We start from the raw sequence: 13,191 nt of genomic DNA on the forward strand, positions 1-13,191 counted from the left end.
TTTACCGGTCGGCGACCCGCGCCGGGCTCACCCCTGTCGGTCGGCTCCCGCCGCCTCCTCGGCCACCGCGGCGAGCACCTCGTCGAGCCGCTCGGCGAGCTCCCGCGGACCCTCGACGACCTCGACCGCGCCGGCCTCCCGCAGCTCCGCCGCGGTGACCCCACCGGTCAGCACCCCGACGAACGCCACGCCGGCGGCGTGCGCCGACTCGGCGTCCCAGACGGTGTCGCCGACGGCGAAGGCACGCGCGGCGTCGACCCGCTCGAGGCTCACCGAGAGCAGGTCGGGCGCGGGCTTGCTGGACTCCGCCTCGTCGCCGGCCAGTGTCGCGCGGATCGCCGACGTCCCGGGGACGAGGTCGAGCAGGCGGTCGGTGAGCTCGCGCTCCCCGGAGCTGGCCAGCACGACCTGGAGACCCGAGGTCCGCAGCGCCTCCAGCAGGTCCTCGGCGCCGTCGAGCGCGACGATCTCGCCGAACCTCGCGTCGAAGTGGTGTGCGTGCCGGGCGCGCACGTCGTCGCCGACCGACCGCTCGACGCTGTCGTCGGTCACCTCCGCCACGAGCCGGTCCCCGCCCATGCCGATGGCGCGGTGCAGCCGGTGGGACGCGACGTCGACGCCCACGTCGCGGAAGGCCGCCCGCCAGCAGCCGACGTGGACGTAGACGGAGTCGACGAGCGTGCCGTCCAGGTCGAGGACGACGGAGTCGGGGCGCTCGGGGCGGGCGGGGCGGCTGGGGGTGTCGGGGGTTCGCATGGTCATCGCGAGCACGGTTCCCCGCCGGACGCTCCGGCAGTCAGGTGCGGCTGGCGGATCGGCTCCGAACCGGCTGGGCCGTGTGCGGGCCCCCACGGCGGGGGTACCGCACGAGGACGCCGCGCCGAGCGGCGTACGCACCACTCGACCACCGGGAGGGAACCCACGTGAGCGACGCCAGCACCGGCCAGGACACCCCGCACGCGGAGGAGCGCAAGCTCGTCGACCTGATCGACGACATGCCGATCGCGATGATGACAACCGTCGACGCCGAGGGACGGATGCGGTCGGTCCCGATGGCGCGGCAGGAGGTCGAGCCCACCGCGGACCTGTGGTTCATCACCGCCCGCGACACCCAGCACGTCGAGGACCTGCGCGCCCGGCCGCAGGTCGGGCTGACCTTCTCGGCCCGCGACTCCTGGGTCGCCCTGCGCGGGGCGGCCACCGTGGTCGACGACGAGGCGAAGCTGCGCGAGCTCTGGAACACCTTCGCGGAGGCCTGGCTCCCCGGCGGGCCGGAGGACCCGCAGGCCGTGCTCATCCACGTCGCGGTGGAGCACGGGGAGTACTGGGACAGCCCCGGCGGCAAGGTCGCCTCGCTGATCAGCTTCGCCAAGACCAAGCTGACCGGCGACACCTACGACGCCGACACCGGATCCGTCGACCTGTAGCCCGGCTGCCGCGGTCACCGTCCCCGCACGGACGACGAGGCCCGGCGCTTGTCGAGCGCCGGGCCTCGTGCCGTCCGGACGTCGCGATCGTCCGGTGAGAGATGCGCCGGCGGTCGTCCCCGCAGCCACAGGGTCTGCGTAAGGCCCTTACGGAGGAACCGCCGGCGTTCGGGAAGTACCCGGGCGACCGGAACGGCAATCACATCCGATGTGGTTTTCACCCCATCGGGTGAAGAGCCGAGCCGCCGGTGAGCGACGGAGCAGTGGAGACGGGTCAGACGGTGCTGAGTCAGACGGTGCCGGGGGTGCCGTGCTCCGGCACCGCCTCGAAGAACGGCATGCCGGTGATGACGAGGACGCGGTGGGCGATCGTGCCGGGCGCCGCGACGAGGGCGAGCTCCGCGCCGTTCTCCTCCGCCTGGCGCAGGCCGGTGGCGAGCACGCCGACCGCGACGCTCGGCAGGAAGTCGACGTCGCTCAGCTCGACGGTCAGCGGACGGCGGTGCTCGTCGGAGTGCTCCTTGATCGCGCTGCGGAGCGCGGCGATGGCGTACTCGTCGATGGACCCGCCGAGGGTCAGGACCCCATCGGCGTGGGAGGACGAGAAAGGCCGTTCGAGCATGGCTCGACCCTATCGGCGAGGCGAGCGGTCCCGAAACCCATGTCCTCACCCCTCGGGGTAGTTCCGGGGGCTCGGGCGCCGCCGCCTGTGGACAGCGCAGGTTTCCGGGGCGGTGGGGCCGGTCACCGGGGCGGCATGACGCTGTTGACCGACGGGCGCCCGGCGCCGCCCACGCAGGTGGACCTCCCGATCGCCGACGGACCGGGGACCGGGTTCCGCGACTGCCGCGGTGTCTGGCACCGGCTGGACCGCGAGGACGACGGGAGCCGGGACTGATGCTGCTGCCGAAGGCCCGCGGGACGCTCAGCGAGCAGCTGTTCACCGCGCTGCGGGAGGAGCCCGGCACGGCGGTCGTGCTCGATGCCGGCGTCGCCGACGACGCCGAGGACCGCGCGATCGCTCTGTGGGCGTCGTACGAGCTGCACTACCGCGGCTTCGAGGACGTCGACGACCGTTGGGAGTGGAGCCCGGACGTGCTGCGCGTGCGGGCGGGGCTCGAGGAGGTGCTGGAGTCCGAGCTGCGTGAGCGGTACGACGCGCACCGGCCCGAGCGCACCAGCGACCGCGTGGAGGACCTTGCCAAGGACCTGTTCGACTACATCGCCGCCCACGACGGGCCGTCGATGGCGCGCTACGTCCAGACCGACGCGACCGAGGCACAGACGATGGAGCTGCTCCGGCAGAAGTCGGTCTACCACCTCAAGGAGGCCGACCCCTCCGCCTGGGTCGTCCCGCGGCTGCCCACCGGCCCGAAGGCCGCGCTGATGGAGCTGCAGTTCGACGAGTACGGCGACGGCAACCCCGCCCGGCTGCACCAGCACCTGTTCGAGCGCGGCCTCGAGGCTGCGGGCCTCCGGTCGGAGTACGGCGCGTACGTCGACGAGGCGACCGTGCCGGTGCTGGAGTCGAACAACGTCCAGTCGTTCCTCGGCCTGCACCGGCGGCTGCGTGCCGCCTCGCTCGGCCACCTGGCGGCGTTCGAGGCGACCAGCTCGATCCCGTCGCGCCGGATGGCCCAGGGCCTCGAGCGCCTCGGCTTCCCCGACGAGATCGTCGAGTACTACCGCGAGCACGTCGAGGCCGACGCCGTCCACGAGCAGCTCGCCGTGCGTGACATCTGCGTGCCCCTCGTCGCGATGGAGCCGAACCTGGCCGACGACGTCTTCCTGGGTGCCTTCGCCTGCCTCGACACCGAGGACCGCCAGGCCCGCGACCTGCTCGAGCGCTGGGGGGTGGACGCATGAGCGCCCAGTCCGCCGACCCGACGCCCGACCCCGCCGCACGCCCGGTGGTCGAGGAACGGCCCACGATCGTGATGTGCCCCGAGGGCCCGATGCTGCTGCGCGGCGACGCGGTCATCGAGGACGCCGAGGGCAACCGGCACCGCACCACCCGCCCGGTCAGCGCCGTCTGCCGGTGCAACAAGTCCGCCACCAAGCCGTGGTGCGACGGCACGCACAAGCTGCTGCCGAAGAAGCTGCGTCCCTAGCGGGACTCGCACCGCTGGCCTGGGACCATCCGGCCGGAGTTCTCATCCAGGTATGCAGGGAAACCGACGGCGGCCGCGGTGCCGGTTCGTCTGCATACCTTGATGAACGACACGACGCGGCCGGCCACTACCGGCCGGCTCAGCCGCGGACGAACCGGGCGACGACGCCGCGCTCGAAGACGCGGGTGGAGTCGAGGGTGAGGCCGGAGCGGGCGGCCACCGAGCCGGCGAGGGCGTCGACCTGCTCGACGTTGCCGAGCTGGATGAGCAGCGAGGCGCCAGGCAGCAGGTGTGCCGCCGAGACCTCGACGCAGGCGATCGCGACGACGAGGCCGTCGCTGCCGCCGTCGATCGCGAGCAGCGGGTCCTCGGGGAAGCGGCCGGTGTCGGCGGCGGGCACCCACGGCGGGTCCGCGACGACGAGCGCGTACCGCTCGTCGGTCGGCACCATCGTGGCCAGGTCGCCGTTGCGGACCTCGACCCGGTCGCCCAGGCCGGCCGCCGCGGCGTTCTGCAGCGTGTAGGCGCACGCGACGGGGTTGGCGTCGACGCAGACCAGCTGCCGATCGCTGTCGTGCACCGCGAGCAGGCCGATCTGGCCCGCTCCCGAGCACAGCTCGAGCACCGGTCCGGCCGGCGCGTCGGCCAGCAGCTCGGCCGCCCACTCGGACTGGCCGACCGTCCAGGGCCGGGGCCGCAGGACGCGCTCGTCGAAGATGATGGTCAGGGGTCCGAAGGCGACCTGCTCGCCCACCGCGGTGCCGGGACGGGCCGTCACCGGCCCGCGCCCGCGTGGATCAGGAGGCCTGGGACGACGACGTCGGTCGTGGGGCTCTTCGGGCCGGTGTCCTCCTCGTCCCCGCGGATCCCGACGATGAGGAAGTAGACCGCTCCGACCACCACCACGAGGACCAGCACGGCAGCGGCGATGAGGTAGCGGGCACGCCGGTTGTCCACCGGCTTGTGGTCGGTCATGACGGCTCCCCGTCTCGGCACAGGCACATGCCCGCCCTGTGTCCCGAAGCCGCGGCGGCCATGCGGTGCCGTCCGCGCATGAACGGCCCGGCGCACGTGTGGTGGGATGCTCCCATGGCCGAGCAGACGCGCCCCGTGCGCATAGCGATCGTGAACGACTACGAGCTGGTCGTCGCGGGCGTCGCCGCGCTGCTGCAGCCGTTCGCCGACCGGGTCGAGGTGGTCGAGCTCGACAGTCGCACACCGGTCGCGAGCGACGTCGACGTCGTGCTCTACGACTCCTTCGGGCAGGTGCAGGGCGACCTGACCGACATCGACGCGCTGCTGCACGGGACCGACGCGAAGGTCGCTGTGTTCAGCTGGAACGTGCAGCCCGACCTGGTGCAGCGCTCGCTCGAGAACGGTGCGGCGGCGTACTTCTCCAAGGGGATCAGCGCGGAGGACCTCGTCGACCTGATCGAGCGGGTGCACCGCGGGGAGACGGTCACCCCGGAGGCGACCGAGCCGGCGGAGTCGGGGGAGTTCGGGCGCTGGCCGGGGGAGGAGCTGGGGCTGAGCCAGCGCGAGTCGGAGGTGCTGGCCCTCATCACCCAGGGTCTGTCGAACCAGGAGATCAGCCAGCGCGCCTACATCGGCGTCAACACGGTCAAGACCTACATCCGCACGCTCTACCGCAAGATCGACGTCAACCGGCGCGCGCAGGCGGTGGCGTTCGGCATCGAGCACGGGTTCCAGCCCGACCGCGTCCGCCACGTCGACGGCCGGACCCAGCGCGAGGACTGAAGCCTCGGGACCGGGGCCGGCCGACGGACGACGCAGGGGCTGGGCGGAAGGGTCGGGTCAGCCCGCGACGCGCCCCTCGACGACGTACGCCAGGCGGCGCAGCGACTCGACGTTGCGCCAGCCGAGCTGGAGGTCGCGCAACGGCTTGGGCATGAGCCGGCCGGGGCCGTCCTCGACGTCCTCCTCGATGGTCACCTCGGTCTCGGTGCCGACGGCGTCGAGGCGCAGCCGGACCCGGGCGGTGCCGGCGGGCCAACCGCGCGCCTTCAGCTCCAGCAACGAGGGCGGACGCGCCTCGAGCACCTCGGTGTTGTCGTCGATGAGCAACGGCCAGGTGCCGACCGAGTGGTGGAGCTTCGCCCCGACCTGCGGCCAGCTCTCTTCGACGTCGCGCATCCGCGACGCGCCGACCACCCACAGCGGGTAGAGCCAGCCGTCGCACAGCACCTCCCAGACCTGCTCGGGGGTGGCGTGGATGCGGCGGGTGGTGGTGCTCACGGGCGGAACACCACCTTGACCATGCCGTCCTCCTTGGCGCGGAACTTGGCGTACGCCTCGGGCGCGGCGTCCAGCGGGAGGTGGTGGGTCGCGAAGTCCTCGGTGCCGAGCGGGTCGCCGTCGGTGAGCAGCGGCAGGATGTCGTCGCTCCAGCGCCGGACGTTGGCCTGGCCCATCCGCAGCTGCACCTGCTTGTCGAAGAGCTGGAACATCGGCATCGGGTCGGTCGCGCCGCCGTACACGCCGGACAGCGAGACCGTGCCGCCGCGGCGGACGCAGTCGATCGAGGCGTGCAGCGCGGCCAGGCGGTCGAAGCCGACGTTGAGCATCAGCGGCTCGGCGATGGCGTCGGGGAGCAGACCGACGGCCTTGATCGCCTTCTCGGCGGCCGGGTTGCCGTGCGCCTCCATGCCGACCGCGTCGATCACGGAGTCGGCGCCGCGACCGCCGGTGCGGCTGCGGACCTCCTCGGCTAGGTCGTCGACGGCGTCGAGGTCGATGGTCTCCCCGCCGCGGGCGCGGACGCGCTCGAGCCGCTCGGGGACGCGGTCGACGACGATCACGCGGTGGCCCTCGTGCAGCGCGATCCGGGAGGCCATGTCGCCGATCGGGCCGGCGCCCATGACGAGCAGGACGCCGTCGTCCGGCAGCTCGGCGTACCGCACGGCCTGGTACGCCGTCGGCAGCACGTCGGAGAGGTAGAGGAACCTGTCGTCGGAGGGACCCTCGGGCACCCGGATCGGCAGGGTGTCGGCGAACTGCACGCGGAGGTACTCGGCCTGGCCGCCAGGGACCTGGCCGTAGAGCTTGCTGTAGCCCAGGAGGCTCGCGCCGGTGCCGTGCTCGCGGTTCTGCGTCGTCTCGCACTGGCTGTGCAGGCCCTGCGAGCACATCCAGCAGGTGCCGCAGCTGACGTTGAACGGCACGACGACCCGGTCGCCGACCTTGAGGTCCTTGACTCCGGGGCCGACCTCCTGGACGACGCCCATCGGCTCGTGGCCGACGACGTCACCCTTGGTCATGAACGGCGAGAGCGGCTCGTAGAGGTGGAGGTCGGATCCGCACAGCCCGGTCGAGGTCACCTTGATGATCGCGTCCGTGGGGTCGACGATCGTGGGGTCCGGCACCTCGACCACCTGCATGTTCTGCGATCCCTGCCAGGTCACTGCCTTCATCCGGTGCTCCTCCTCGTCGGCCGCGCGGGCCGCTTCGTCCGTGGGTGCGTCTCGACCGTCCGGTGACCCGGCTCGTCCCCGGGCACACGGGGCGTCCGCGGGTCGGTGGGCACGAGCCGCTTTCGTCCTTTGGGGTGAGGTCGCGCATCACGCCAGGGGGCACCGGCGGGCAGTGACGCTCGTCGACCCTGCCCCGGTGACCTCGGTCCGCCGTCGCCACGCGCGCGCGGACCGACCCGTGACGGTGGCCTCCGTGCCGTCCGGGCACGTCTACGTCCGGCACCTCGCGCCCGAGACGGGCCCCGCTCCCCGGCGGCTGCCCGACCCGCGGCCGAAGGGCCGTCCGGCCGACTCGCAGGTCTGGTGGCCGCCCGCGATGCTCGAGGCGGACTGGGTCCGCGAGCACGACTTCGACCTGCTCCACCTGCACTTCGGGTTCGACGCCCGCAGCCCCGAGCAGCTGACCGAGCTCGTGCGCGCGCTGCGCGAGACCGGCCGCCCGCTCGTGCAGACCGTCCACGACCTGCGCAACCCCCACCACGAGGACCGCACGCTCCACGACGCCCAGCTCGACGTGCTGGTCCCCGCCGCCGACGAGCTCGTCACGCTCACGCGCGGTGCCGCCGCAGAGATCGAGCGCCGCTGGGGCCGGACCGCCACGGTGGTGCCCCACCCGCACGTCGTCGACCTGCGCACGATGGCGGTGGCGCAGGACGCCCGGGCCCGCCGCCGCACCGACGCCTTCCGGGTCGGCCTCCACGTCAAGAGCCTGCGCGCCGGGATGGCGCCGATGACGATCCTGCCGGCGCTGGTCGAGACGATCGCCGCGCTGCCCGGCGCGGTGCTCCAGGTCGATGCGCACCACGACGTGATGGACGACGACGGCGCGCGCCGCGACGACCGCCTGGCGACGTACCTCCGTGGTCTCGAGCGCGACGGCCTCGTCGACCTGCGCGTCCACGACTACTTCAGCGACGCCGAGCTGTGGGCGTACCTCTCCTCGCTCGACGTGTCCGTGCTGCCCTACCGCTTCGGCACCCACTCCGGCTGGCTCGAGGCCTGCCGCGACCTGGGCACGACCGTGGTCGCGCCCACCTGCGGCTACTACGCCGACCAGGGGCCGGTGCTGTCCTACGTCCACGCCGAGGAGTCGTACGACGCCGACACCCTCGCGCAGGCGGTCCGCACCGCCTACGAGACCCGGCCGCGGCTCGGCGCCTCGATCGACGAGCGTCGTCGGCAGCGGGCCGAGGTGGCCGCCGCGCACGACCGGGTGTACGCCGCGGCGCTGGAGAAGGCGGGTCGTCGGTGCACATCTGCCTGATCGCCTCCAGCCGGTTCCCGGTGGCCGAGCCGTTCGCCGGTGGGCTGGAGGCCATGACCCACGCCCTGGCCCGTGAGCTGGTGGACCGCGGCCACGACGTCTCGTTGTTCGCCGGACCCGGCTCGGACCCGGCGCTGCCGGTCGAGCTGCTCGACCTGCCGGAGTTCGAGCCGAGCGAGGTCGCGATGGGCGACGTCAACGCGCCGTCGCGGCACTGGATGGCCGAGCACCACGCCTACCTGTCGCTGATGCTCTCGCTCGCCGGCGGCGAGGACCGCCGGTTCGACGTGGTGCACAACAACAGCCTGCACCACCTGCCGGTCGCGATGGCGCGGTCGCTCTCGGTCCCGGTCGTGACGACGCTGCACACCCCGCCGTTGCCGTGGCTGGAGTCGGCGATCGCGCTGGCGCCAGACACCTCCTCCTTCGTCGCGGTCAGCCGGGCCACCGCGCGGGCGTGGTCGCACGTCGCCGACGCCACCGCTGTGCACAACGGGGTCGACGTGACGTCCTGGCGACCCGGACCGGGCGGTGGACCGGCCGTGTGGACCGGCCGGCTGGTGCCGGAGAAGGCGCCGCACGAGGCCGTCGACGCGTGCCGGCTTGCGGGCGTGCCGCTGCTGCTGGCCGGGCCGATGTCGGACCCGGCGTACTTCGAGGAGCAGATCGCCCCCCGGCTGGGTGAAGGGGCGACGTACGTCGGCCACCTCGACCACGCCGCGCTCGCGGGTCTGCTCGGGCACGCGTCGGTGGCGGTGACCACCCCGGCCTGGGACGAGCCCTACGGGCTGGTCGCGGCCGAGGCGATGGCGTGCGGCACCCCGGTGGCGTCGTACGCCCGCGGCGCGCTGCCCGAGGTCGTCGCTCCCGAGGCCGGCGTGCTCGCGCGGCCCGGGGACGTCGAGGACCTGGCACGGGCCGTGCTGGCCGCCCGCGACTGCGACCGGGCCGTCGTCCGGCGCCACGCCGAGCTGCACTGCTCGCTGACCCGGATGACCGACGAGTACGAACGGCTCTACGCCGACCTGGTCGACCGCTCGCTCGCTGCATGACCGGGGTCGTTCCAGGGGTGGGCTACTACGTCCACCACGTCGGCCGCGGCCACCTGCACCGCGCCGGCTCGATCGCCGCGGAGCTCGCCCGCGACGGGGTGGAGGTCACCGGGCTCTCGACCCTGCCGGAACCTGCCGGCTGGCCCGGTCCGTGGGTGCAGCTCGCGCGCGACGACGAGGATGTCGACGCCGCGCGTGACGCCGTGACCGCCGGCGGCAGGCTGCACTGGGTGCCGCGCCATGCCGCCGGCCTCCGCGACCGGATGGCCACGATCTCGGCATGGATCGGGGCGACCGCGCCCCGGGCGATGGTCGTCGACGTGTCGGTCGAGGTGTGCCTGCTCGCCCGGCTGCACGGCGTACCCGTCGTCTCTGCCGTGCTGCCCGGCGTCCGCGACGACGACCCGCACCTGCTCGGCGCCGACGTGGCCGACGCCCTCCTGGCGTTCTGGCCAGCCGAGGCGACCGCGCTCGGCATGGTGCGGCCGGCGTCGCTCGCCGAGCGGGTGACGGCGGTCGGCGGTCTGGCGCGGTACGCCGTCGCCGAGCCGGCCCCGCGCCGGCCGGGCGCCCCGCGGGTCACCTACCTGGCCGGCTCCGGCGGCCACGAGCTCGACCCGGTGCTCCTCGCGGAGGCCCGCCGGGAGACGCCGGACTGGGAGTGGTCCGTGCTCGGCGGTACCGCGCCCTGGGTCGACGACCCGCGCTCCGCGATCGCCGAGGCGGATGTCGTCGTCACCCACGCCGGGCAGAACGCGCTCGCCGAGGTCGCCGCGCTGCGCCGACCCTGCGTCGTCGTGCCCCAGGACCGCCCGCACGACGAGCAACGCACCACCGCGCGGCTGCTCGACGCCGGTCCGTGGCCGGCGATCGCGCGCGAGACGTTCCCGGTGACCGGGTGGTCCGCGCTGCTGGACGAGGCGCGTGCGCTCGACGGCGCCGCGTGGGCGGGGTGGTGCGACGACGGCGCCGCGGCCCGCGCCGCCGCGGTGGTACGTCGCGTGGTCGACGAGGGAACCGGGTGAGCATGCCCGGCACGTCCAGCACGACGGCATCGGCCGTCGAGGGATCTCCCGCCGGCTCTCCGGCCGGCGGTGGCCGCCCGGTGCGGGTCGGCGTGGTCACGGTCGCCCACGGCCGCCACGAGCACCTGCGCCACCAGCACCGCGCGCTGGCCCGGTCCGACCGGCTGCCCGACGACTACGTCGTGGTCGCGATGGGTGACCCGGAGATCACCTCCCGCGTGGTCCACGGCCTGCCGTCGCGGGTGGTGCCGGTCGCCGTCCCGCCCGACGGCCGGCTCCCGCTGGCCGCCGCCCGCAACCGTGGAGGCCGCGAGGTGATCCAGCGCGGCGCGGACGTCGTGGTGTTCCTCGACGTCGACTGCCTCCCGGGGCGCGAGCTCGTGGCGGCGTACGCCGACGCGGCGCAGCGCGGGGCCGGGGTGCTGTGGTCCGGCCCGGTCACCTACCTGCCGCCCGGGCGGGGCGGCGCGGACCTGGACCGGCTCGACGAGCTCGACGACCCCCACCCGGCGCGGCCCGCTCCGGCGCGCGGGGAGCTGGTCACCGGCGCGGACCCCGACCTGTTCTGGTCGCTCTCGTTCGCGGTGTCCGCCGAGGGGTGGACGCGGGTCGGCGGCTTCTGCGAGGACTACGCCGGCTACGGCGGGGAGGACACCGACTTCGGCCGCTCGGCCGTCGCCGCCGGGCTGGACCTGGGCTGGGTCGGCGGCGCTCGCGCCTACCACCAGCACCACCCGGTCGAGAGCCCGCCGGTGCGGCACCTCGACGACATCCTGCGCAACGGCGCGCTCTTCCACGAGCGGTGGGGGGAGTGGCCGATGCGGGGGTGGCTGATGGCCTTCGAGGAGCAGGGGCTCGTGCGGCGCACCGCCGACGGGTGGGAGCGCGCCTGAGGCGGGTGGGTACCGGCCCGGCATGGCGAACCCCACCGACGACCTCCGCTCGCTCGTCCTCGTGTGCACCCTGAAGAAGGGTGGCGAGGACTCCAGCTCCGAGCTGATCGGCACCCAGGTGCTCGACCGGCTGGCGGCGTACGGCGCCCCCGGCGAGGTCGTGCGCGTCGTCGACCACGACGTGCGCTTCGGCGTCACCACCGACGAGGGCGACGGCGACGAGTGGCCGACCATCCGCGGGAAGATGCTCGCCGCCGACGTCCTCGTCGTCGCCACGCCGATCTGGCTCGGCCAGCCGTCCTCGGTCTGCAAGATGGTGCTCGAGCGGCTCGACGCCGAGCTCGGCGAGACCGACGACGAGGGGCGGATGCTGACCTACGGCAAGGTCGCCGCCGTCGCGGTCGTCGGCAACGAGGACGGCGCGCACCACGTGGTGGCCGAGTGCCTCCAGGCGCTCAACGACACCGGCTTCTCGATCGCCGCGAACGGCAGCACGTACTGGGTCGGCGAGGCGATGCAGGCCGTCGACTACGCCGACCACGACGAGACGCCCGAGAAGACCGCCGGCACCAACGACACCGCCGCCAAGAACAGCGCCCACCTGGCAAGGCTGCTCAAGGCGGCGCCGTACCCCGCCTGAGGCGGCGGCTCGGGCGGCTCGGGCGCAGAAAGGCAGGGAAGCACCAGCATCCCAAGTGAACGTGGGATGCCGACGCTTTCCTGCCATCGCAATGGCCGAGAAGCGGGCACGAAGGCAGGAAAGTGGCGCCCGGACCCGGCCCGGACCCGGCCCGCCCCCTCGCCCGGGACCGGCTCAGCCGCGCAGCTGAGGAAGCACCTCGGCGCCGTAGGCGCGGATCATGTCGAGGTAGTTCGGGCCCATGTTGGCGACGTACACCTCGTCGTAGCCGGCGTCGACGTACTGCTGGAGCTGCTCGACGTGCCGGGCGATGTCCGGGCCGGCGACGATGCTCTCGGCGGTGGACTCGCGGGTGACCAGCTGTGAAGCCTGCTCGAAGTGTTTGGGGGAGGGCAGCACCTGGGCGAGCTCGCCGGGGAGGCCGGCGTTGGCCCACAGCCGGTGGGCGTGGTCGACGCCCTCGTCCTCGGTGGCCGCCCAGGCGACCTTGACGCCGCCCTGGGCGGGCTTGCCGCCGGTGGCGTCCTTGAACTCCGTGATCGAGTCGGCGTCGGGAGCGGTGCTGATGAAGCCGTCGCCGATCGCCTTGGCGGTCTGCAGCGCCTTGGGGCCGAAGGCCGAGACGTAGACCGGCACCGGCTGGTCGGGGAGGGTGTAGAGCCGCGCGGTGTCGACCGAGTAGTGCTTGCCCTGCCGCGTCACGGTCTCGCCGGTCCACAGCTCGCGCATGAGGTCGACCGCCTCCTCGAGCATCTCGAGGCGTACGTCGAGCGAGGGCCACGGCCCGCCGAGGATGTGCTCGTTGAGCGCCTCGCCGGTGCCGACGCCGAGGGTGAACCGGCCGTCGAGCATGACCGACGCCGTGGCCGCGGCCTGGGCGACGACCGCGGGGTGCACGCGCACGGTGGGGCAGGTGACCGCCGTGGTCACGGGCAGCGATGAGGCCTGAGACAGCGCGCCGATCACCGACCAGACGAACGCGCTCTCGCCCTGCTCGTCGTTCCACGGGTGGTAGTGGTCGCTGATCCACAGCGCCTCGAAGCCGGCCTCCTCGGCCGCGACGGCCTGCTCGACGAGCTGCTGCGGGGTGTACTCCTCACAGGACAGGAAGTATCCGAAGCGCATCTGGGGGTCTCCTCCCGGGTCGTGGTGGCGCGGGGGAGAGGTACCCCGGGACCCGCGCCGGCACCCGGCCGATCCGAGCGGTCGTCGGTGCTTGCGACCCGTTCCGGTGGGCACCGGACCCGGAGCGCGGGTCCCCCGCCGCGCGAGGGCGGTCCCCCGGCCG

17 protein-coding genes are annotated in these 13,191 nt (G+C 73.8%); 10 read left to right on the forward strand and 7 right to left on the reverse strand.

What is annotated here, in order from left to right:
* Window positions 1-27: 27 nt before the first annotated feature.
* A complete protein-coding gene (locus H7344_RS09790; RefSeq protein WP_222130443.1) occupies window positions 28-762 on the reverse strand; it encodes an HAD family hydrolase in 735 nt (244 codons plus the stop codon).
* Window positions 763-923: 161 nt separating this feature from the next.
* Between H7344_RS09790 and H7344_RS09795 the strand changes: the two genes are divergently transcribed.
* Window positions 924-1,427 (forward strand): pyridoxamine 5'-phosphate oxidase family protein, encoded by a 504-nt coding sequence (locus H7344_RS09795; RefSeq protein WP_222130444.1) that lies wholly within the window; start codon window positions 924-926, stop codon window positions 1,425-1,427.
* A gap of 289 nt (window positions 1,428-1,716) precedes the next feature.
* Here the strand turns inward: H7344_RS09795 and H7344_RS09800 are convergent, their stop codons facing one another.
* On the reverse strand, window positions 1,717-2,049 hold the full coding sequence (locus H7344_RS09800; protein WP_186345817.1) for an STAS domain-containing protein: 333 nt from the start codon (window positions 2,047-2,049) through the stop codon (window positions 1,717-1,719).
* A gap of 135 nt (window positions 2,050-2,184) precedes the next feature.
* Between H7344_RS09800 and H7344_RS09805 the strand changes: the two genes are divergently transcribed.
* The 3 genes from H7344_RS09805 to H7344_RS09815 are packed head-to-tail and all read left to right on the forward strand — an operon-like array spanning window position 2,185 to window position 3,538.
* Window positions 2,185-2,325 carry a hypothetical protein gene (locus H7344_RS09805; protein WP_186345818.1) on the forward strand — a complete coding sequence of 47 codons (141 nt, stop codon included), beginning with the start codon at window positions 2,185-2,187 and terminating at the stop codon, window positions 2,323-2,325.
* Complete coding sequence (locus H7344_RS09810) at window positions 2,325-3,293, forward strand: iron-containing redox enzyme family protein (RefSeq protein ID WP_186345819.1); 969 nt, start codon at window positions 2,325-2,327, stop codon at window positions 3,291-3,293. Before H7344_RS09805 ends, H7344_RS09810 begins: the two co-directional genes overlap by 1 nt.
* On the forward strand, window positions 3,290-3,538 hold the full coding sequence (locus H7344_RS09815) for a CDGSH iron-sulfur domain-containing protein (protein ID WP_186345820.1): 249 nt from the start codon (window positions 3,290-3,292) through the stop codon (window positions 3,536-3,538). Before H7344_RS09810 ends, H7344_RS09815 begins: the two co-directional genes overlap by 4 nt.
* A gap of 139 nt (window positions 3,539-3,677) precedes the next feature.
* Here the strand turns inward: H7344_RS09815 and H7344_RS09820 are convergent, their stop codons facing one another.
* Both H7344_RS09820 and H7344_RS09825 read right to left on the reverse strand, forming a co-directional pair.
* Window positions 3,678-4,316: a methyltransferase gene (locus tag H7344_RS09820; RefSeq protein WP_229706887.1), complete on the reverse strand. Its 639-nt coding sequence runs from the start codon at window positions 4,314-4,316 to the stop codon at window positions 3,678-3,680.
* A complete protein-coding gene (locus tag H7344_RS09825; RefSeq protein WP_186345821.1) occupies window positions 4,313-4,513 on the reverse strand; it encodes a hypothetical protein in 201 nt (66 codons plus the stop codon). The genes H7344_RS09820 and H7344_RS09825 overlap by 4 nt, the downstream gene beginning before the upstream one ends.
* A gap of 114 nt (window positions 4,514-4,627) precedes the next feature.
* On the opposite strand from H7344_RS09825, the gene H7344_RS09830 reads away from it, so the two are divergent.
* Window positions 4,628-5,296, forward strand: coding sequence for a helix-turn-helix transcriptional regulator (locus H7344_RS09830; RefSeq protein ID WP_186345822.1), 669 nt, complete (start codon window positions 4,628-4,630; stop codon window positions 5,294-5,296).
* Window positions 5,297-5,353: 57 nt separating this feature from the next.
* Here H7344_RS09830 and H7344_RS09835 read toward each other — a convergent pair whose 3' ends face one another.
* Together H7344_RS09835 and H7344_RS09840 are read right to left on the reverse strand one after the other, a co-directional pair.
* On the reverse strand, window positions 5,354-5,794 hold the full coding sequence (locus tag H7344_RS09835) for an SRPBCC family protein (RefSeq protein ID WP_186345823.1): 441 nt from the start codon (window positions 5,792-5,794) through the stop codon (window positions 5,354-5,356).
* Window positions 5,791-6,969, reverse strand: a complete 1,179-nt coding sequence (locus H7344_RS09840) for a zinc-dependent alcohol dehydrogenase (protein WP_186345824.1) — start codon at window positions 6,967-6,969, stop codon at window positions 5,791-5,793. The genes H7344_RS09835 and H7344_RS09840 overlap by 4 nt, the downstream gene beginning before the upstream one ends.
* A gap of 253 nt (window positions 6,970-7,222) precedes the next feature.
* On the opposite strand from H7344_RS09840, the gene H7344_RS09845 reads away from it, so the two are divergent.
* The 5 genes from H7344_RS09845 to H7344_RS09865 are packed head-to-tail and all read left to right on the forward strand — an operon-like array spanning window position 7,223 to window position 11,903.
* Window positions 7,223-8,293 carry a glycosyltransferase family protein gene (locus tag H7344_RS09845; protein ID WP_229706886.1) on the forward strand — a complete coding sequence of 357 codons (1,071 nt, stop codon included), beginning with the start codon at window positions 7,223-7,225 and terminating at the stop codon, window positions 8,291-8,293.
* Window positions 8,278-9,345 carry a glycosyltransferase family 4 protein gene (locus tag H7344_RS09850; protein WP_229706885.1) on the forward strand — a complete coding sequence of 356 codons (1,068 nt, stop codon included), beginning with the start codon at window positions 8,278-8,280 and terminating at the stop codon, window positions 9,343-9,345. The genes H7344_RS09845 and H7344_RS09850 overlap by 16 nt, the downstream gene beginning before the upstream one ends.
* Window positions 9,342-10,370 (forward strand): glycosyltransferase, encoded by a 1,029-nt coding sequence (locus tag H7344_RS09855; RefSeq protein ID WP_186345825.1) that lies wholly within the window; start codon window positions 9,342-9,344, stop codon window positions 10,368-10,370. The genes H7344_RS09850 and H7344_RS09855 overlap by 4 nt, the downstream gene beginning before the upstream one ends.
* 2 nt (window positions 10,371-10,372) lie before the next feature.
* A complete protein-coding gene (locus H7344_RS09860; RefSeq protein WP_222130445.1) occupies window positions 10,373-11,263 on the forward strand; it encodes a glycosyltransferase family 2 protein in 891 nt (296 codons plus the stop codon).
* A 22-nt stretch (window positions 11,264-11,285) separates the two neighbouring features.
* On the forward strand, window positions 11,286-11,903 hold the full coding sequence (locus tag H7344_RS09865) for a flavodoxin family protein (RefSeq protein WP_186345826.1): 618 nt from the start codon (window positions 11,286-11,288) through the stop codon (window positions 11,901-11,903).
* Window positions 11,904-12,077: 174 nt separating this feature from the next.
* Here H7344_RS09865 and H7344_RS09870 read toward each other — a convergent pair whose 3' ends face one another.
* A complete protein-coding gene (locus H7344_RS09870; RefSeq protein ID WP_186345827.1) occupies window positions 12,078-13,028 on the reverse strand; it encodes a TIGR03557 family F420-dependent LLM class oxidoreductase in 951 nt (316 codons plus the stop codon).
* Between the last annotated feature and the right edge of the window lie 163 nt (window positions 13,029-13,191).

The sequence above is a fragment of the Nocardioides deserti genome (assembly GCF_014266025.1).
GTDB lineage: Bacteria > Actinomycetota > Actinomycetes > Propionibacteriales > Nocardioidaceae > Nocardioides > Nocardioides deserti.

Coding starts and splice junctions, on each gene's coding strand:
- H7344_RS09790 (WP_222130443.1), bottom strand. CDS start 762: ATGACCATGCGAACCCCCGACACCCCCAGCCGCCCCGCCCGCCCCGAG.
- H7344_RS09800 (WP_186345817.1), bottom strand. CDS start 2,049: ATGCTCGAACGGCCTTTCTCGTCCTCCCACGCCGATGGGGTCCTGACC.
- H7344_RS09805 (WP_186345818.1), top strand. CDS start 2,185: ATGACGCTGTTGACCGACGGGCGCCCGGCGCCGCCCACGCAGGTGGAC.
- H7344_RS09810 (WP_186345819.1), top strand. CDS start 2,325: ATGCTGCTGCCGAAGGCCCGCGGGACGCTCAGCGAGCAGCTGTTCACC.
- H7344_RS09815 (WP_186345820.1), top strand. CDS start 3,290: ATGAGCGCCCAGTCCGCCGACCCGACGCCCGACCCCGCCGCACGCCCG.
- H7344_RS09825 (WP_186345821.1), bottom strand. CDS start 4,513: ATGACCGACCACAAGCCGGTGGACAACCGGCGTGCCCGCTACCTCATC.
- H7344_RS09830 (WP_186345822.1), top strand. CDS start 4,628: ATGGCCGAGCAGACGCGCCCCGTGCGCATAGCGATCGTGAACGACTAC.
- H7344_RS09840 (WP_186345824.1), bottom strand. CDS start 6,969: ATGAAGGCAGTGACCTGGCAGGGATCGCAGAACATGCAGGTGGTCGAG.
- H7344_RS09855 (WP_186345825.1), top strand. CDS start 9,342: ATGACCGGGGTCGTTCCAGGGGTGGGCTACTACGTCCACCACGTCGGC.
- H7344_RS09860 (WP_222130445.1), top strand. CDS start 10,373: ATGCCCGGCACGTCCAGCACGACGGCATCGGCCGTCGAGGGATCTCCC.
- H7344_RS09865 (WP_186345826.1), top strand. CDS start 11,286: ATGGCGAACCCCACCGACGACCTCCGCTCGCTCGTCCTCGTGTGCACC.
- H7344_RS09870 (WP_186345827.1), bottom strand. CDS start 13,028: ATGCGCTTCGGATACTTCCTGTCCTGTGAGGAGTACACCCCGCAGCAG.